General features: G+C 72.2%; 17 protein-coding genes. 7 read left to right on the top strand and 10 right to left on the bottom strand.

Annotated elements, in window-relative coordinates:
- Positions 1-45 precede the first annotated feature (45 nt).
- The 6 genes from OO47_RS24895 to OO47_RS24870 form a co-directional block, all read right to left on the bottom strand.
- Positions 46-1,452, bottom strand: a complete 1,407-nt coding sequence (locus OO47_RS24895) for a nucleobase:cation symporter-2 family protein (protein WP_030219693.1) — start codon at positions 1,450-1,452, stop codon at positions 46-48.
- 74 nt (positions 1,453-1,526) lie between these two features.
- Positions 1,527-2,450, bottom strand: a complete 924-nt coding sequence (pucL, locus tag OO47_RS24890) for a factor-independent urate hydroxylase (RefSeq protein WP_030219690.1) — start codon at positions 2,448-2,450, stop codon at positions 1,527-1,529.
- Between the two features lie 5 nt (positions 2,451-2,455).
- Positions 2,456-2,860 (bottom strand): hydroxyisourate hydrolase, encoded by a 405-nt coding sequence (gene uraH / locus OO47_RS24885; protein ID WP_030219689.1) that lies wholly within the window; start codon positions 2,858-2,860, stop codon positions 2,456-2,458.
- Between the two features lie 63 nt (positions 2,861-2,923).
- A complete protein-coding gene (gene uraD, locus OO47_RS24880) occupies positions 2,924-3,430 on the bottom strand; it encodes a 2-oxo-4-hydroxy-4-carboxy-5-ureidoimidazoline decarboxylase (RefSeq protein WP_030219685.1) in 507 nt (168 codons plus the stop codon).
- A gap of 155 nt (positions 3,431-3,585) precedes the next feature.
- Positions 3,586-3,924 carry a helix-turn-helix domain-containing protein gene (locus tag OO47_RS24875; protein WP_051716253.1) on the bottom strand — a complete coding sequence of 113 codons (339 nt, stop codon included), beginning with the start codon at positions 3,922-3,924 and terminating at the stop codon, positions 3,586-3,588.
- Between the two features lie 44 nt (positions 3,925-3,968).
- Complete coding sequence (locus OO47_RS24870) at positions 3,969-4,220, bottom strand: hypothetical protein (RefSeq protein ID WP_078489900.1); 252 nt, start codon at positions 4,218-4,220, stop codon at positions 3,969-3,971.
- Positions 4,221-4,362: 142 nt separating this feature from the next.
- Here OO47_RS24870 and OO47_RS24865 point away from each other — a divergent pair, with 142 nt between their 5' ends.
- From OO47_RS24865 to OO47_RS24855, 3 genes are all read left to right on the top strand, one after another.
- The gene (locus OO47_RS24865; RefSeq protein WP_030219676.1) at positions 4,363-5,196 is read left to right on the top strand and encodes a TIM barrel protein; all 834 of its coding nucleotides are present in this window, start codon (positions 4,363-4,365) and stop codon (positions 5,194-5,196) included.
- Positions 5,197-5,255: 59 nt separating this feature from the next.
- Positions 5,256-6,146: a 2-hydroxy-3-oxopropionate reductase gene (locus OO47_RS24860; protein ID WP_030219673.1), complete on the top strand. Its 891-nt coding sequence runs from the start codon at positions 5,256-5,258 to the stop codon at positions 6,144-6,146.
- A 191-nt stretch (positions 6,147-6,337) separates the two neighbouring features.
- Positions 6,338-7,792 carry a catalase gene (locus tag OO47_RS24855; protein ID WP_030219670.1) on the top strand — a complete coding sequence of 485 codons (1,455 nt, stop codon included), beginning with the start codon at positions 6,338-6,340 and terminating at the stop codon, positions 7,790-7,792.
- 297 nt (positions 7,793-8,089) lie between these two features.
- Here the strand turns inward: OO47_RS24855 and OO47_RS24850 are convergent, their stop codons facing one another.
- The gene (locus OO47_RS24850) at positions 8,090-9,409 is read right to left on the bottom strand and encodes an MFS transporter (protein WP_234323293.1); all 1,320 of its coding nucleotides are present in this window, start codon (positions 9,407-9,409) and stop codon (positions 8,090-8,092) included.
- An 81-nt stretch (positions 9,410-9,490) separates the two neighbouring features.
- Between OO47_RS24850 and OO47_RS24845 the strand changes: the two genes are divergently transcribed.
- The gene (locus OO47_RS24845; RefSeq protein ID WP_030219664.1) at positions 9,491-10,471 is read left to right on the top strand and encodes an ArsR/SmtB family transcription factor; all 981 of its coding nucleotides are present in this window, start codon (positions 9,491-9,493) and stop codon (positions 10,469-10,471) included.
- A gap of 54 nt (positions 10,472-10,525) precedes the next feature.
- Here the strand turns inward: OO47_RS24845 and gcl are convergent, their stop codons facing one another.
- Complete coding sequence (gene gcl / locus OO47_RS24840) at positions 10,526-12,313, bottom strand: glyoxylate carboligase (protein WP_078489898.1); 1,788 nt, start codon at positions 12,311-12,313, stop codon at positions 10,526-10,528.
- 346 nt (positions 12,314-12,659) lie between these two features.
- On the opposite strand from gcl, the gene OO47_RS24835 reads away from it, so the two are divergent.
- The 3 genes from OO47_RS24835 to OO47_RS33540 all read left to right on the top strand — a co-directional run bounded on the left by OO47_RS24835 (position 12,660) and on the right by OO47_RS33540 (position 15,139).
- Positions 12,660-13,598 carry a hypothetical protein gene (locus OO47_RS24835; protein ID WP_234323292.1) on the top strand — a complete coding sequence of 313 codons (939 nt, stop codon included), beginning with the start codon at positions 12,660-12,662 and terminating at the stop codon, positions 13,596-13,598.
- Positions 13,599-13,753: 155 nt separating this feature from the next.
- Positions 13,754-14,542, top strand: coding sequence for a TIGR04222 domain-containing membrane protein (locus OO47_RS33545; RefSeq protein WP_030219657.1), 789 nt, complete (start codon positions 13,754-13,756; stop codon positions 14,540-14,542).
- A 36-nt stretch (positions 14,543-14,578) separates the two neighbouring features.
- Positions 14,579-15,139 (top strand): GNAT family N-acetyltransferase, encoded by a 561-nt coding sequence (locus OO47_RS33540; RefSeq protein ID WP_030219655.1) that lies wholly within the window; start codon positions 14,579-14,581, stop codon positions 15,137-15,139.
- On the opposite strand, the gene OO47_RS34115 is transcribed toward OO47_RS33540, so the two are convergent.
- Positions 15,136-16,734 (bottom strand): AMP-binding protein, encoded by a 1,599-nt coding sequence (locus OO47_RS34115; protein WP_030219653.1) that lies wholly within the window; start codon positions 16,732-16,734, stop codon positions 15,136-15,138. The two genes, OO47_RS33540 and OO47_RS34115, sit on opposite strands and share 4 nt — an antisense overlap.
- A complete protein-coding gene (locus OO47_RS24820) occupies positions 16,731-18,410 on the bottom strand; it encodes an AMP-binding protein (protein ID WP_030219650.1) in 1,680 nt (559 codons plus the stop codon). Before OO47_RS24820 ends, OO47_RS34115 begins: the two co-directional genes overlap by 4 nt.
- Positions 18,411-18,510: the final 100 nt, after the last annotated feature.

The following is an 18,510-nucleotide window of genomic DNA, read 5'->3' as shown; positions in this document are numbered from 1 at the left end:
GGTGCTTCCTTCATTCCTCGGGGGTGGTGTGGGCACGGCAGGACCCTAGGAGGATTTGAGTGCCGGGGCCGTGTGACGGCTCCGGGTGCCGAGATGGTGGAAGAACAGGTTGAGCAGGACGGCGACGAGCGCGCCCGCGCTGATGCCGGAGCCGAGCACGGTCTGCGCCCAGGCCGGGAAGTCGGCGTAGAAGGTGGGGGCGGCGAGCGGGATGATGCCCGCTCCGAGCGCGACGGCGACCAGGATGATGTTGGAGCTGTCGTCGAGTCCGGCTTCCGAGAGGGTGCGGATGCCGCTGACCGCGATCGAGCCGAAGAGGACGATGCCGGCGCCGCCGAGGACGGGCATCGGGACCGTGGAGACGACCGCGCCGAGGACCGGGAAGGCGCCGAGGACGAGCAGGGCGCAGCCGGCGGTGGCGACCACGTACCGGGAGCGGACCCGGGTCAGCGAGACGACGCCGACGTTCTGGGCGAAGGCCGAGGTCGGGAAGCCGCCGAAGACGGGGCCGAGGAGGGTGGCGATGCCGTCGGTGCGCAGGCCGCGGGTGATGGTCCGGCCGTCGGTGCGCCGCTCGCAGATCTCGCCGAGGGCGAGCATCCCGGCGCTGGACTCGGTCATCAGGACCAGCATCACGATGCACAGGGAGAGGATCGCGGCGGGCTGGAACTCGGGGGCGCCGAAGGCGAAGGGGGCGGGCAGGGCGGCGACGGGTGCCTCGCGCAGGGCGCCGAAGTCGGCCATCCCGAAGGGGATCGCGGCGAGGGTGCCGATGAGGAGGCCGAGGAGCAGGGCGATCTGCTTGACGAAGCCCTTGCCGAAGCGCTGGAAGAGCAGGATGACGACGAGGGTGAAGCCGGCGAGGGCCAGGTACCGCATGGCGCCGAAGTCGGCGGCGGTCCGGTCCCCGCCCTGGGCCCAGGCGACGGGCACGGGCATCAGGGTGACCCCGATGAGGGTGATGACGACGCCGGTGACGAGCGGCGGGAAGAAGCGCAGGAGCCGGCCGAAGAAGGGTCCTACGGCGAGGCAGAAGACTCCGGCGACCATCACCGCGCCGTAGATGGCGGGCAGTTGGTGTCCGGGGGCGCTGGTCTCGGCGATGGCGAGCATCGGGGCGATGCCGGCGGACGAGGCGGCGTTGACGAACGGGAGCCGGTTGCCGGCGAAGCGTCCGGCGCCGAGGGTCTGCAGGACGGTCGCGCAGCCGGCGATCAGCAGACTGGCGGCGATGAGCCGGGTCATGCCGGCCGCGTCGAGGCCGACGGCCTGGCCGATGATGAGCGGAGGGGTGACGACGCCGGCGTACATGGCGGCGATGTGCTGGAGCGCCGCGGGGACGAGCCGCGAGGCGGGGAGCTTCTCGTCCACCGGGTGGCAGGGGGCCGGGGAGGACGAGGGGGTGGAACACGGGCCTTCGGCGGTTGCCGGCCCCTGTGCAGGCTGTGCCATGGGAAGGTTCCCTCCGGTCTGGTGCGGCCCCCGCCCGACTGCGGGCGGGCGGGGGCCGGTCACTCAGGTGCCGCTTAGAGGTTGGTCATGTCGACCGGGATCTGCGCCGTGGCTCCGTCACGCAGGACGGTGGCCTCGATGAGGCCGTACATGCGGTCGGCGGCGTAGTAGACCTCGTTGTCGTTCTTCAGGCCGAAGGGTTCGAGGTCGACCAGGAAGTGGTGCTTGTTCGGGAGCGAGAAGCGGACCTCGTCGATCTCCGAACGGTGGTTGATGATCCGGGTGGCCATCTGGTAGAGCGTCTGCTGGAGGGAGTACGAGTAGGTCTCCGCGAAGGCCTCCAGCATGTGCTTCCTGGTCTGCTCGTAGGACCGCTCCCAGTTGGGCATGCGCTGGTCGTCGTCGGTCCAGTTGAACCGCCACCGGCCGGACACCTGGGTGGCCAGGATGCGGTCGTACGCCTCCTGGAGGGTCGTGTACTGGTCCTTGATGTAGCCCCAGAACTCCGAGTTGGTGGAGTTCATGACGACGAGGTCCTTGAGGCCGGAGATGACCTCCCACTTCTCGCCGTCGTAGGTGATCTGGGTGACGCGGGTCTCCTGGCCCTTGCGGGCGAAGGAGTGGTTGACCTCGTCGGCGCCGATGAACTTGGAGTTGGCGTCGGAGGAGGCGATGCGCTCCCAGGCGTACTCCTCGATCCGGATCCGGGCGCGCTTGATCGGCTCCTGGCTCGTCACGAAGTGGCGGGCGAGGTGGATGCCGAACTGCTCGGCGGACTCGATGCCGTACTCCTTGGCGAACGCGAAGACGGTGTTCTTCGTCGTGTCGGTGGGGAGGCAGTTGGCGTTGGAGCCGGTGAGGTGGACGTCGCTGAGGTCGCCGGAGAGGGCGACGGAGACGTTCAGGTCCTTGATGTGGTGGGTGGCGCCGTCCCGCGTGATCTTGACGACGCGGTTCTCTGCTTTGCCGTACTGGTTCTGGCCGAGAATCGTGGGCATGTCTGCTAGCTCCCTCGGTATACGGAGTAGCCGAACGGGTTGAGCAGCAGCGGTACGTGGTAGTGCTCGCCCGGGGTGACGGCGAAGGTGATCGCCACCTCCGGGAAGAACGCACCGCTGTCCCTTACGCGGGGGGCGTCCTGCTGCGCCTCGGCTTGCTTCTTCGCACTGTGCTGGGTCGAGAAGTACGCCTCGGTCTCGAAGTCGAGGCGTACGTGGGTGGTGCCCTCCGGCAGGGCCGGCAGGTCCTTGCAGCGTCCGTCCGCGTCGGTGGCGGAACCGCCGAGCGCGGTCCACTCCGCGTCGGAGCCGGCGCGGGCCGCGAGGGCGATGGCGACGCCCTCGGCGGGGCGGCCGATGCTGGTGTCCAGGATGTGCGTGGACACCGAGGCCGTGGTGTCGGTGCTCATTGCGGAGCTCCCTTCCTCTTTTGCTACGAGTCCTCTGCGGGGCTCGCGGGCCCTTCGCGGGGCCTACGCGCCTTCGGCGAGGCGGGTCAGCCGGATGCGGTTGATCTTGCCCAGTTCGGTGCGGACGATCTCGCGCTCCGTCTCGGGCGAGTTGCCGATCCGCTCGCGGACCGCGTCGCGCATCTGCTCGCCGCTCCTGCCGGTGGCGCAGATGAGGAAGACATGACCGAACTTGTCCTGGTAGGCCAGGTTGAGTTCGAGCATCTCGGCCTTGAGCTCCTCGGAGGCGCCGGCCATCCCGCTCTGCTCGCGGGAGGAGGTCGGGTCCCCGGCCTTCGGACGACCGATCGGCGGGTGCCCGGCCATCGCCTCGGCCAGGTCCTCGGCGGTCAGCTCGGCCATGGCGGCGTCGCTGGCGAGGAAGAGGGCTTCGGCGGTGGCGTACGGGCGCTGGGCGAGGATCTTGCTCCCCCACGCCGAGCTGGAGCACACCTCGTGGAGCGCGGCGAGGGCCTCGCTGTCCGCCGAGGTGTTGAACCGGGCCAGGCCCGGTGTCGTACCTGAAGTCACGGGAAGCCTCCGTGGCTGTTTTTCGCTGTGCGTCGGACGGGCTGCGGATAGCTAACGCCCTCCGCAACACAACGTCAACACTTTGTTGAAAAGTCGGTGACACAAAAGCCGTCGTCCCGACATGCGGACGACGGCTTGTGGACACACATGATCAACTAGTCGGCCTTGACGGCCTTTTCCCTGTTCAGGGCGGTCTCGCGGTTGAGGTAGTTGTACACGGTGAAGCGGCTGACGCCGAGCGCGCCCGCCACCGTCTCCACCCCGTGGCGCACGGAGAAGGCCCCGCGCGCCTCCAGGAGCCGGACGATCTCCTGCTTGGACTTGCGGTCGAGCTCCGCGAGCGGCGTCCCGTGCTGCCGCTCCATCGCGGCCAGGATGTGGTCCAGGGACTCCGAGAGCTGCGGGAGGCGCACGGCGAGCACGTCCTCCCCCTCCCAGGACAGGACGACGTCGTCGGGCTCGGCCAGCTCGGGCCCCAGCAGCTCGGCGCCCATGGCGTCGACCAGGGGCTTCACCGCGGCGATCAGGGGGTGTTCGTTCACTTCCCGTCCCCCCCGATCACGTTGACCTGGAGCGAGACGCGCGTGGCGCCGGCCGCGAGCGACTCGCGGAGCAGCGCGTCGACGGCGGTGAGGACCGCGTCGGCGCCGCCCTCCGCCGTGTTGCCGAAGGGACCGACGTCGACCGCGTCCAGGTCGGCCGACTGGATGACCTCACGGGCCACGACCGCGTGCGCCGGCGCCTCGTCGAGGTCGAACGGCTCGGTCGTGAACTCCACTCTCAAACGCACCATGACCCCACGCTACGGCCCCTCCCGGGCCCCGCGGGAGCCCCGGACCTGCGGGGACCCCTTGACAAGCCCGGCGACCTGCTTGCAACATTCCGACAGACAGAAACTTACTTCCGCTATACGGAAGGAGCGCCTACCCCTCATGGGATACACCGATCAGCGCTTCGATGTGAACCTGTCGATCCTCTTCACGGAACTCCCGCTCCTGGAGCGCCCCGCGGCCGCCGCCGCGGCGGGCTTCACCGCGGTCGAGCTGTGGTGGCCCTGGATCGACACCGCCACCCCCGAGCAGAGCGAGCTCGACGCCCTCAAGAAGGCCCTCGAGGACGCCGGCACCCAGCTGGTGGGACTGAACTTCTATGCCGGGCAGCTCCCCGGCCCGGACCGCGGGGCCCTCTCCGTACCGGGTGAGGAGTCGGACCGCTTCCGCGCCAACATCGACGTGGCCGCCGACTTCGCCGCCTCGGTCGGCTGCAAGGCGCTCAACGCGCTCTACGGCAACCGCGTCGAGGGCGTGGACCCGCAGATCCAGGACTCCCTCGCCCTGGAGAACCTGGTCCTGGCCGCCCGGGCCGCCGACCGCGTCGGCGCGATCCTCCTGGTCGAGACCCTCAACAAGCCGGAGTCGCCGCTCTACCCGCTGGTGAGCGCCCCCGCCGCGATCGAGGTCGTCGACAAGGTCAACGCGGCCACCGGACTCGGCAACGCCAAGTTCCTGCTCGACGTCTACCACCTGTCGATGAACGGCGAGGACGTGAGCGCGGTCATCGCGCAGTACGCGGACAAGACCGGTCACGTGCAGATCGCGGACAACCCGGGCCGCGGCGCGCCGGGCACCGGCGACCTGCCCCTGGAGCAGCTCCTCGACGAGCTGAAGAAGGCCGGTTACGACGGCTGGGTCGGCCTGGAGTACAAGGCCGCCGACGCCGCCGCGTCCTTCGCGTGGCTCCCGGCCGAGGCCCGCGCGGCCCGCTGACCGGCCGACCCGCGCCCCCTCCCCCGTACCACCAGAGTTTTCCGAGAGGCACCCTCACCATGAGCAACCTTCCCAAGATCGCGTGGATCGGCCTCGGCATCATGGGCTCCCCCATGTCCGAGAACCTCCTCAAGGCCGGCTACCAGGTCACCGGCTTCACCCTGGAGCAGGACAAGCTGGACCGCCTCGCCAAGGCCGGCGGCACCGCCGCGGGCTCGATCGCCGAGGCCGTCAAGGACGCCGACGTGGTCATCACGATGGTGCCCGCCTCCCCGCAGGTCGAGGCGATCTCCTACGGCCCCGAGGGCATCCTGGAGAACGCGAAGCAGGGCGCGCTGGTCATCGACATGTCGTCGATCACCCCGCAGACCTCGGTCGACCTCGCCAAGAACGCCGCCGAGAAGGGCATCCGCGTCATCGACGCCCCGGTCTCCGGCGGCGAGGCCGGCGCCATCGAGGCCGTGCTCTCGATCATGGTCGGCGGCGAGCAGGCCGACTTCGACGAGGCCCTGCCGATCCTGGAGGCCCTCGGCAAGACGATCGTGCTGTGCGGCCCGCACGGCTCCGGCCAGACGGTGAAGGCCGCCAACCAGCTCATCGTGGCGGTCAACATCCAGGCCTGCGCCGAGGCCGTGGTCTTCCTGGAGAAGTCGGGCGTGGACCTCCAGGCGGCCCTCGACGTCCTCAACGGCGGTCTGGCCGGCTCGACCGTGCTGACCCGCAAGAAGGACAACTTCCTGAACCGGGACTTCAAGCCGGGCTTCCGCATCGACCTGCACCACAAGGACATGGGCATCGTCACCGACGCCGCCCGCAACGTGGGTGCCGCCCTTCCGGTCGGCGCGGTCGTCGCCCAGCTCGTCGCCTCCCTGCGCGCGCAGGGCGACGGCGGCCTGGACCACTCGGCCCTGCTGCGCGCCGTCGAGCGCCTCTCCGGCCAGCAGGTCTGACCCCGCCCCCGCTTCCCCGGGGCCCCCGATTTCCGGTCGGCGGCGGCGCTGACAACTGTCCTGTCGCGCCCAGGCGCCGCCGCCGACCGGAACACCACACTTCATTTTCAACAAACTGTTGACGTTTTTCGGAGGGCGTACCTACGCTCCTGGCACCGTCACACAGTGCAGCTCCCGTACGGAAGGTCACGATGTCGCAGCGCGTGCTTACGACCGAGTCCGGCGCCCCCGTCGCCGACAACCAGAACTCCGCCACCGCCGGCGTCGGTGGCCCCCTCCTCCTCCAGGACCAGCACCTGCTGGAGAAGCTCGCGCGCTTCAACCGTGAGCGGATCCCGGAGCGCGTGGTGCACGCCCGCGGCTCCGGCGCGTACGGGTACTTCGAGGTCACCGACGACGTCACCGGCTTCACGAAGGCCGCCTTCCTCTCCGAGGTCGGCAAGCGGACCGAGACCTTCATCCGCTTCTCCACCGTGGCCGACTCGCTCGGCGGCGCGGACGCGGTGCGCGACCCCCGCGGCTTCGCGCTGAAGTTCTACACCGAGGAGGGCAACTACGACCTCGTCGGCAACAACACCCCGGTGTTCTTCATCAAGGACCCGATCAAGTTCCCCGACTTCATCCACTCGCAGAAGCGCGACCCGTTCACGGGCAAGCAGGAGCCGGACAACGTCTGGGACTTCTGGGCGCACTCCCCCGAGTCCACCCACCAGATCACCTGGCTCTTCGGCGACCGCGGCATCCCCGCCTCGTACCGCCACATGCACGGCTTCGGCTCGCACACCTACCAGTGGACCAACGAGGCGGGCGAGGCCTTCTTCGTCAAGTACCACTTCAAGACGAACCAGGGCATCCGCAGCCTCTCCGCCGAGCAGGCCGCCGAACTGGTCGGCAAGGACGCCAACTCGCACCAGACCGACCTGCTCCAGGCGATCGAGCGGGGCGTCAACCCCTCCTGGACCCTCTACGTCCAGATCATGCCGGCGGCCGAGGCCGCGGACTACCGCTTCAACCCGTTCGACCTCACCAAGGTGTGGCCGCACGCCGACTACCCGCTCCAGCGGGTGGGCCGCCTGGTCCTCGACCGCAACCCGGACAACGTCTTCGCCGAGGTCGAGCAGGCCGCGTTCTCCCCGAACAACTTCGTCCCGGGCATCGGCCCCTCGCCGGACAAGATGCTCCAGGGCCGTCTCTTCGCCTACGCGGACGCCCACCGCTACCGCCTCGGCGTGAACCACACCCTGCTGCCGGTCAACGCCCCCAGGGCGACCACGGCGCAGAACTACGGCCGGGACGGCTTCATGGCCACCCGCAACGGCTCGCGCCACGACAAGAACTACGAGCCCAACTCGTACCAGGGCCCGGCCCAGACCGACGCCGCGCTCTCCGCGCCGCTCGCGATCCACGGCTGGACCGGCACCCACGAGACGCCCGCGCACGTCAAGGACGACGACTTCTTCCAGGCCGGCGAGCTCTACCGCCTGATGTCCGAGGACGAGAAGGGCCGTCTGGTCGCCAACATCGCCGGCAGCCTCTCCCAGGTGTCCCGCGAGGACGTCGTCGAGAAGAACGTCGCGCACTTCGCCGCCGCCGACCCGGAGTACGGCAGGCGCGTCGCCGAGGCGGTCGCCGCCCTGCGCGACTGATCCACGGCGGAACCCAGACTGCGTACGGCACTTGACGGGAGGTCAGCGCCGTACGCGGTCCGGAACACCGGCCCGAATGAGGGGTGGCCGGTGGACCGGACAGCGTGAGGACCGCGGCGGCGCCGAGCCAGTGCGGTGGTAAGGGCGACGGCCCCCTTCCTGACCTGAAGGAGGGGACGGCCGCTCCGCCCGTCGGCACCGCCGCGGTCCCAACGCCTCCCCCGTACGGGGAATCCCGAGACTCCGCCCGGCGGCGCGAACGTCCTGTCGCGCCAGCCTCGCACCGTCGGGCGGACATCAGACGGGAGAGCGCGGAACCAGGTTTACGGTCCCTGGTTCCGCGCTCTTCTTCGTTTCCCGCCGGTCGGCCCGCGCCAGGAGGAACGTCACGGCGAGCGAGGCGACGGCGAGGAGCACCATCCCGGTCCGCGGCGAGGCGTACTGGGCCAGGGTGCCGGCCAGGGCCGCGCTCACCCCCTGGAACGCCAGCATCCCCGAGGAGTGCAGGCCCAGGGCGTGACCGCCCAGCTCCTCCGGCACCAGGGCCGTCAACCGCTCCTGGTGCAGCAGGCTCGCCCCGTACCCCACTGCCGACACGGTCACGGCGGCGAGCGCGAGCGGAAGCCCGGGGTCGAGGGCGAAGAGCAGGAACGGGGCCGCGAGCAGCGCCTGGAGCGGGAAGCGGAGCCGGGCGCGCAGCCGCTCCGGCAGGAAGCGGCCGACGGCGGTGTCCCCGACCAGCATTCCGAACGCGCCGCAGACGAAGAGGAGTCCGGCGCGCTCGGGGGCGTACGGCACGAACAGCGACTCGCAGCCCACGATCAGCCCGTTGGGCACCCAGAGCGCGAGGTAGCAGCGGCGGCGGGCGGGCAGGGACAGGAGCAGGGCGTTGGCGCGCCGGGTCGCGGCGATCGAGGGGCGTCCCTCCGCCCGCGGAGGGCGCGCCGCGAGGCCGAGCCGGGCGAGGAGGGCGGCGGCGAGGTAGAGCCCGGCGCCGGCGAGGACCGCGCCGCGCGGCGAGAGCAGGGCGACGAGGAGCCCGCCGGCCGCGAAACCGCCGATCTGGCAGACGCCGGTGGACATGTTCGTCACCGAGCGGCCGAGGAGGTACGCCTCGCGCGGCAGGATCTCGTTCAGGAGGCCGTACCGCACCCCGCCGCCCAGCGAGGCCGCGAGCCCCTCGGCGAGGAGGACCGCGAAGACCGCCCAGGTGGGGAGGGCGGGGACCGCCAGGACGGCCGTGCCCACGGCGAAGAAGAGGGCGATCCCGGAGAGCGCGGCGCGCGGCGGCAGCCGGTCGGCGGCGGAGAGCAGCGTGGTCGCGCCGAGGAGCTGGGCGAGCGAGGGCCCGAAGAGGGCCAGGGCCGAGAGGAGCGGCGAACCGGTGGCGCGGAAGACGAGGGTGGCGAGCCCGAGCCCGGCCACCGTCTGCGCGGCGGTGTGGGCGGAGCCGGTGAGGAAGAGCGGGGCGAATTCGGGGGTACGGAAGAGGGAGCGGTAGCGGGGGCCCTGGCGGGTGCGGTGACGGGCGTCCCGGCAGGTGTCGTGACGGGCTTCCCGGCGGGTGTCGTGACGGGCTTCCCGACGGGTGCCGTGGCGGGCGTGGTAACGGGACATGCGGGGAGTCTCGGGGGCGCTTGGCGCCCACCGTTATCGTTTCGCGCGGAGGCGAAACCGAGGAGCTCGGGGGGCGGCGGGATGGGCTGGTGGCGGATCGGGACCGACTCGCTCGCGGGCGGCCGCTTCGTGGTCTCGCCGCTGGCCGAGACGATCGCCGCGCTCAAGACCCTGCACGCGGCCGCCGCGACCCATCCGGGCGAACGGGCCTGGCTGGCCTCTTCGCTGCCCGCCTACCGGGCGCGTCTGGCGGCCGAGCCGCTCGACGCCCTGCTCGTACGGGCCGCGATCGGCCCCACCTGGAACGCGGACTTCCTGACGCCGCCACCGCTCGGCGAGGGCGAGCGCCCCTTCGGGGAGGAGGTGGAGGCCGTCCGCGCCGCCGACCCGGCCGGGGCGGTGCCGCAGCTCGCCGTCGCCCTCGGCGGCCCCGTGCCGGAGCCGCTGCGCTCGGCGCGGGACCTGCCCGGGCGGATGGCGGAGGTCCTGACGTGGGTGTGGGAGGAGACCGTGCTCCCGGAGTGGCCGCGGCGGCGGAGGATCCTCGAAGCCGACGTGACGGCGCGGACCGCGCGGTTGGGCCGGGCCGGCTGGGCGGCGGCCCTGGACGAGCTGTCGCCGGGCCGGATGCGCTGGCTCGGCGACGGTCGGCTCCAGGTCAACGCCCGCCCGTACCCGCCGCGTTCGGTCGACGGCGGCCGGCTGCTCTTCGTGCCGGTGACCCCGGCGACGGGCTGGGTGTCCTGGGAGGGCACGGAGCGGTTCGCGGTGGTCTACCCCTGCGCGGGCGTCCTGGCGGACGCCTCGGGCCCGGTCGTGCCGCGGGCCCTGGGCGCGCTGCTCGGACCGGGGCGGGCGGGGGTGCTCGTGCGCCTGGGGACGCCGAAGTCCACCAGCCAACTGGTGGCCCTGACCGGGCAGGGCCTCGGCTCGGTGGGCCGGCACCTGAAGGTGCTGCGGGAGGCGGGCCTCGTCCGGCGGGGACGGGCCGGCCGGTCGGTCCTGTACGAGTGGACGGAGGCGGGCGCGGTGCTCGTACGGGCGCAGGGCACCGGGACGTGAAACGGCCCCCGTCCCGGTGCTCGGCGGGACGGGGGCCGTGTCACGGCTCCGGGGTCAGACCTGGAGGGCCTTGATCGCGGTCGGGGCGTGGCCGGGCTCGGTGGCCAGCTCCTCGAACTCGGTGACGTCGCTCATGTCGACCGTCTTGCTCATCGCGATGTTGGTGATGCGCTCCAGGATCGCCTCGACGACGACCGGCACCCGGTGCTCGACGGCCAGCTTCTTGGCCTGCTCCAGGGCCTCGCCCAGCTTGTCCGGGTCCTCGACGCGGATGGCCTTGACGCCCAGGCCCTCGGCGACCTTGACGTGGTCGACGCCGTAGACGCCGATCTCCGGGGTGTTGATGTTCTCGAACTCCAGGTTGACCTCGAAGTTGATGCCGAGGCCGCCCTGCGCCTGCCGGATGAGGCCCAGGTAGGCGTTGTTCACGAGGACGTGGACGTAGGGGACCTTGTGCTGGGCGGCGACCGCCAGCTCCTCGATCATGAACTGGAAGTCGTAGTCGCCGGAGAGCGCGACGACCGGGGTCTCCGGGTCGGCGGTGGCGGCGCCGATGGCGGCCGGGATGGTCCAGCCGAGCGGACCGGCCTGGCCGCAGTTGATCCAGTGGCGCGGCTTGTAGACGTGCAGGAACTGCGCGGCGGCGATCTGGGAGAGTCCGATGGTGGTGACGTACCGGGTCTCCGGGCCGAAGGCCTTGTTCATCTCCTCGTAGACGCGCTGCGGCTTCATCGGGATGTTCTCGAAGTGCGTGCGGCGCTGGAGGGTGGCCTTGCGCTCCTGCGCGGAGGCGGCCCAGGCGGTGAAGTCGGGCAGGCGGCCGGCGGCCTTCCACTCCTTCGCGATCTCCAGGAAGAGCTCCAGGGCGGCCTTGGCGTCGGAGGCGACGCCGTAGTCCGGGGCGAAGATCTTGCCGAGCTGGGTGGGCTCGATGTCGACGTGGACGAACTTCCGGCCCTTGGTGTACGCGTCCAGGTTGTAACCCGTGTGGCGGTTGGCCCAGCGGTTGCCGATGCCGAGGACGAAGTCGGACTCCAGGAAGGTCGCGTTGCCGTAGCGGTGCGCGGTCTGGACGCCGACCATGCCGGCGGCCAGCTCGTGGTCGTCCGGGATGGTGCCCCAGCCCATGAGGGTGGAGATGATCGGGACGCCGGTCAGCTCGGCGAACTCGACGAGCAGGTCGGAGGCGTCGGCGTTGATGATGCCGCCGCCGGCGACGATCAGCGGGCGCTCGGACTCCAGGAGGAAGGACAGCGCCTTCTCGGCCTGGGCGCGGGTGGCGCGCGGCTTGTAGACCGGCAGCGGCTCGTACGTCTCCGGGTCGAACTCGATCTCGGTCAGCTGGACGTCGATCGGCAGATCGATGAGGACCGGGCCGGGACGGCCGGAGCGCATGAGGTGGAAGGCCTGCTGGAAGACGCCGGGGACCTGCGCGGCCTCCAGGACGGTGGTGGCGGCCTTGGTGACCGGCTTGGCGATGCTGGCGATGTCGACGGCCTGGAAGTCCTCCTTGTGGAGCTTCGAGACCGGGGCCTGGCCGGTGATGCAGAGGATCGGGATCGAGTCGGCGATCGCCGAGTACAGGCCGGTGATCATGTCGGTGCCGGCGGGGCCGGACGTACCGATGCAGACGCCGATGTTGCCGGCCTTGGCGCGGGTGTAGCCCTCGGCCATGTGGGACGCGCCCTCGACGTGGCGGGCGAGCGTGTGGCCGACGCCGCCCACGTTCTTGAGCTCGCGGTAGAAGGGGTTGATCGCCGCGCCGGGGACGCCGAACGCCTGGGTGACGCCTTCGCGCTTGAGGATCTCAACGGCCGCTGCGGCGGCGGTCATACGAGGCATGGGAGTGCTCCTGCTTCGGCCGGGCGGAACCGGGCGGACTTCCCTCTCGTCTCGGAGGTTCACCACCCGTTTCCGTAATACGGAAAAGCTGTTCTGCTATGTGGAAGCAATGTAGGTGGGGTGGCGAAGAACCGTCAAGGGAGGTCCGCGTGCCGGAACGGTTCGGGGGCGGTTCCGGGTGTCCGAAGTGGCCGAACACCCTCCCCCGGGGCGGTGGATGGGTGGACGATGGGAGCGGACGACAGGGGGTTGGACCGTGGGAGATCCGGTACCGGTGCGCTGCCCGGAATGCCTGAGCACGCAGGCGTACGCGGCGCCCGCCTTCCCCTGTGCGTGCGGGAGCCCCGTGGCGCCGCCGGTGGCGGCGGGCGCGGTGGCGGAGCCGATCACGCACCGGAACTGGACGGACGAGTGGGTCACCGTCCGCTGCGGCGCCTGCGGCCGCGAGGACGACTGGCCGCACCCGGAGCTCGGCTGCCAGTGCGGCGCGGTCCTGCGGGTGCCGGTCCGGGCGGCGGACGCGGTGCCCTCCGGGGGCGGCGGGGGCGCTTCCGACGACCCGAGCGGCCTGGGCGGCCCCGGTGGCCCCGGTGGCTCCGGCGGCCCCGGTGGCTCCGGCGGCTCCGGTGGCGGGAACACCGCGGGCGGTTCGGAGGCCGGTGCCGGTCCCGGCACCCGTACCGGCCATAAGGACGACCCGGGGCGTACGGACGCCCCGGGCCGTACGGACGCCGGCGCGGGCCGCGAAAGCCCCGACCGGACCGGCCCCGGCGTCCCCGCCCCCGGTCCCGCCGCCCCGCGCACCCCCGGCACCCCGCCGCCCCGGAGGCCGTACCGCCCGTTCGCCGAGCGCCACCCCGCCCACGTCCCGCCGCCGCCCACGGCTCCGCGCCCGGCCCCGGCGCGGGGCGCCTTCCGGCCCGTGACGATCCGGACCGGGCGGGACGCGGTGGCCGCCGCGGCCTCGTACCTGCGCTGGCTCGGCTTCCGGGACGTCGTCCAGCCCGAGGAGCGGCCCGCCTCCGGGGTGGACCTGCGGGCGCCGGGACTCGTCGCCCAGGTGGACCCGAGCACCCGCCCCACCGGACTGCGGGCGGTCGAGTGCCTCTGGCTCAACGGACTGGGCGCCTCGGCCACGAGCGTGTTCTTCTCGCTCGCCGGCTACACCCCGGAGGCCCGTACGCGCGCCGCCGAGGTCGGCCTGCCGCTCTTCGTCCTCGACCTGACCGGCACCCCGCAGCCGGTCAACCACGCCGCCGACGACCTGGCCGCGGGAGGCGCCTGACCCCGCGCCCGCGCTCCTCCGCGCCCGCACCCGGCGCCCGGGCTCCGCGGAGCGCGCCCCCGGCCTCCCCCCACAACACCTCGGCATCCGAAATCGGCCATTCACGCGTGAGGAACACGCTCCGCCGGGCACAACTCCCTTGGGGGGTGGGCGTCATGCCGACGGGGATGTGGTGGTTCATCGGAGCGGCGTGGGCCGAGCTGCTGCTCGCCGCCGTGCTGGCGCGAACGTGCAGCCGGGAGAGCGGTCCACCGGGCGCGGACGCCGTGCCGACGCCGCAGGCGCTCGCGCTGCTGCGCGGCGGGCGGCGGGCCGCCGTCATCGTGGCGCTCGTGGCACTGCACCAGCGCGGGGCGGTCGCGGCGGGCCGCAAACATACGATTCGGGCCAACGGCGGGCCGGGCCGGACCCGTGACCCCGTGCAGCTCGGGGTGCACGGGGCGCTCCGCCGGGCCCTCGCCCTGGGGGACCTCACGCAGCGCCCCGAGGCGCGGCGGGCCGTGGACGCGCTCAGCGGCGAGCTGCGCGGGGCCGGGCTGCTGCGGCCGGTCGCGCAGCTGTGGGTGGTGCGGGCCCTGCTCGGCTGCGTGCTGTTGACCGTCCTCGTCGGGGCGGTCGCGACGGGGGCGTTCCGCGCGGACCTGCCGGCGGTGCTGGCGGTCGGCCTGCCACCGGCCCTCGGGGCGGTGGCGGTGCTGCTGCGGCTGCCCGTCACGACCGGTGCGGCGCGGCGGCTGCTCGCCGGGCTGCGCGAGCGGTACCCGCTGCCGGCCCACCGGCGGGAGGTGACGGACGGGCGCCTGGTCCAGCTGTACGTGGCGCTGTACGGGGATCCGGCGCTCGCCCTGTTCCTGCCCCGCTTCTCGCGGGACGGCGGGCTGCTCGACCGGCCCGGGGACGCGGACCGGAACCGGCCGCCGCCGGGCGGCACCACCCGCCCCTGAGGACCGTCCCGCACCCGCCCCGCGTCATACTGCCGTATGCGCATCAGAGCGGCCGTCGCGGCCGACCTCCCGCTGCTCCAGGACATCGAGCGGGCGGCGGGCGAACCCTTCCGCTCCCTCGGCATGGCGGCGATCGCCGACGACGACCCGCCGTCCCTGGAGACCCTGGAGGCGTACCGCCGGGCGGGCCGGGCCCGGGTCGCGGCGGACGCCGCCGACCGTCCGGTGGCGTACCTGCTCATCGACCCGGTCGACGGCGCCGCCCACATCGAGCAGGTGTCGGTGCACCCGGACGCCGCCCGCCGGGGCGTCGGGCGGGCCCTGATCGAGCACCTGGCGGTGACCGCCGGGGAGGAGGGCCTGACGGCGCTGACCCTGACGACCTTCGCCGAGGTGCCCTGGAACGCCCCGTACTACGCCCGGCTCGGCTTCCGCCCCCTCACCGACTCCGACCCGGCCCTCACGGAGGGCCTGCGCGCGATCGTCCACGCGGAGGCGGCCCACGGCCTGGCGGCCTGGCCCCGCGTCTGCATGCGCAGGGACCTCACCGGCACCCGCCAGGGCCTGTCCGGCGGATCAGGGTCGGACAGGCCCTAGTTCCCGGCGTACCGCTCCCGCAGCTCCACCTTCCGCACCTTCCCGCTCACCGTCATCGGGAACTCCGCGAGGATCTCCACCCGGCGCGGGATCTTGTAGTGGGCGAGGCGGTCGCGGCAGAAGGCGGTGATCTCCTCCGGGGTGGGCGGGTCGGCCGGGTCGCGGGGGATCACGCAGGCCAGGATCTCCTCGCCGTAGCGCTCGTCGGGGACCCCGACCACCTGGACGTCCGCGACCTTGGGGTGGCCGTGCAGGAACTCCTCGATCTCGCGCGGGTAGACGTTCTCACCGCCCCGGATGATCATGTCCTTGATGCGGCCGACGATCTGCACGTAGCCGTCCTCGCGCATCACCGCCAGGTCGCCGGTGTGCATCCAGCGGCCGGGGTCGATCGCCTCGGCGGTCTTCTCCGGCTCGTCCCAGTAGCCGAGCATCACGCCGTAGCCCCGGGTGCACAGTTCGCCCGCCGCGCCGCGCTCCACGGTCAGCCCGCTCGCCGGGTCCACGACCTTCACCTCGACGTGCGGCAGGACCCGGCCGACGGTGCCGGTGCGGCGCTCCAGGTCGTCGTCGCGGCGGGTCTGGGTGGAGACGGGCGAGGTCTCGGTCATGCCGTAGCAGATCGACACCTCCGCCATGTTCATCTCGGCGACCACCCGCTTCATCACCTCCACCGGACACGGCGAGCCCGCCATGATGCCGGTGCGGAGGGTGGACAGGTCGTACGTCGCGAAGTCGGGGAGGTTCAGCTCCGCGATGAACATCGTCGGCACCCCGTACAGCGAGGTGCAGCGCTCCTCCTGGACCGCCCGGAGGGTGGCGGCCGGGTCGAAGGAGGGGGCGGGGATCACCATGCAGGCACCGTGCGAGGTGGCCGCGAGGTTGCCCATGACCATGCCGAAACAGTGGTAGAACGGGACGGGAATGCAGATTCTGTCCTGCTCGCTGTAGCCGATCATCTCCCCGACGAAGTAACCGTTGTTGAGGATGTTGTGGTGGGAGAGCGTGGCCCCCTTCGGGAAGCCCGTGGTCCCCGAGGTGTACTGGATGTTGACGGGCTCGTCGCAGGAGAGCGGCTCCGGGCGCGACTCCCCGGGCGTCCGGGTGAGAAACGCGTCCCAGCTCGCGTCCCCGAAGTACACCGTCTCGCGCAACCCCGGGCACTCTCCCCGCACTTGCTCGACCATCGCCCGGTAGTCGCTCGTCCTGTGGGCGAGGGAGGCGAAGAGCAGGGAGACGCCCGACTGGTTGAGCACGTACGCCAACTCGTGGGCGCGGTAGGCCGGGTTGATGGTGACCATGACGGCGCCGACGCGGGCGGTGGCGTACTGGACGAGGACCCATTCCGCGCAGTTCACGGCCCAGACGCCGACCCGGTCGCCCTTGCGGACGCCGCTGCCGAGCAGCGCCCCGGCGAGCCGGTCGACGTCCGCGCCGAACTCCGCGTACGTCCAGCGGCGCCCGGTGGGGACGTCGACCAGCGCCTCGCGGTCGGGCCAGGCGGCGACGGCCCGGTCCAAGTTGGCTCCGATGGTGTCCCCGAGCAGCGGGGTGGTGGAGGTGCCGTGCGCGTACGAGAGTTCCGGCGTGCTCATGCGAGGTCCCCTTCCGCGTACTCGGTGCCGCCGCCCTCGGCGGTGAGGCGGCGCAGCTCCACCCGGCGGATCTTGCCGGAGACGGTCTTGGGCAGGTCGGCGAACTCGATGCGCCGGATCCGCTTGTACGGGGCGAGGACCGCGCGCGAGTGCGCGAAGAGGGCCTTCGCGGTCTCCGGGCCCGGCTCCCAGCCCGCCGCGAGGACCACGTACGCCTTGGGGACGGCGAGCCGCAGCGGGTCGGGAGCGGGGACGACGGCGGTCTCGGCGACGGCCTCGTGCTCCAGGAGCGCGCTCTCCAGCTCGAACGGGCTGATCTTGTAGTCGGAGGCCTTGAAGACGTCGTCGGACCGGCCGATGTAGGTGATGTAGCCGTCCGCGTCCCGCGCGCCGATGTCGCCGGTGCGGTAGTGGCCGCCGGCCATCGCCTCCGCCGTGCGCTCCGGGTCGCCGTGGTAGCCGGCCATCAGACCCACCGGGCGGGCGGACAGGTCGAGGCAGATCTCGCCCTCGTCGACGTCCGGGCGGCCGCTCACCGGATCGACCAGGGTCACCCGGTAGCCGGGGCTCGGGCGGCCCATGGAGCCCTCCTTGAGGCGCTGGCCGGGGCTGTTGGAGACCTGGACGGCGGTCTCGGTCTGCCCGAAGCCGTCGCGGACGGTGATGCCCCAGGCGCGCCGGACGGCCTCGATGACCTCGGGGTTGAGCGGTTCGCCGGCGGCGACGACCTCGCGCGGCGGGGTCTTGAGCTGCCCCAGGTCGGCCTGGATCAGCATCCGCCAGACGGTCGGCGGGGCGCAGAAGCTGGTGACCCCGTTCCGCTCCATCTCGTCCATGAGGCGGGCCGGGTCGAAGCGCGTGTAGTTGTGGACGAAGACGGTCGCCTCGGCGTTCCACGGGGCGAAGAGGTTGGACCAGGCGTGCTTGGCCCAGCCGGGCGAGGAGATGTTGAGGTGCACGTCGCCGGGCTTGAGCCCGATCCAGTACATGGTGGCGAGGTGCCCGACCGGGTACGAGGTGTGGGTGTGCTCGACCAGTTTGGGGCGGGCGGTCGTGCCCGAGGTGAAGTACAGCATCAGGGTGTCGTCGGCGCGCGTGTCGCCGTCCGGCTCGAAGGCGTCGGACTCGCGGGCGGCGAGCTCGTACTCCCGCCACTCCCCCGTCCCGTCGCCGCCGACCGCGATCCGGGTGTAGTCGCCGGGGACGTCGTCGAACTTGGCGGTGTCCTCGGCGCGCACGAGGACGTGGCGGGCGCGGCCCCGGTCGACGCGGTCGCGCAGGTCGGCGGGGCCGAGGAGCGGGGTGGCGGGGATGACGACGGCCCGCAGCTTCATCGCGGCGAGGACGGTCTCCCACAGCTCGACCTGGTTGCCCAGCATGACCACGATCCGGTCCCCGGCGCGGACGCCCAGGGACCGCAGCCGGTTCGCGACCCGGTTCGAGCGGGCGGACATCTCCGCGAAGGACACCTTCGTCCCGGAGCCGTCCTCCTCCACGATGTGCAGGGCGGTGCGGTCGTTGCCCTCCGCGACGACGTCGAACCATTCGAGCGCCCAGTTGAACCGCTCGGGCCGGGGCCACGCGAAGCCCTCGTAGGCCGCCGCGTAGTCCTCCCGGTGCTCCAGGAGGAAGTCCCGGGCGGCCCGGAACTCCTCGGTCGCACTGGTTGCCGTCATGTGTCCTCCTCGTTGCGGGACCGGTCCAGGACATCGTGTAATCGGTGACCCAGGTCTCACCACCCCCGTTCGGGGGTGAACCCGCGGACGGCGAGGGCCG

It is taken from the genome of Streptomyces bikiniensis (assembly GCF_000716625.1).
GTDB lineage: Bacteria > Actinomycetota > Actinomycetes > Streptomycetales > Streptomycetaceae > Streptomyces > Streptomyces bikiniensis.
Note: the sequence above shows the minus strand (reverse complement) of the source record. Positions and strands in the feature narration are given on the sequence as shown.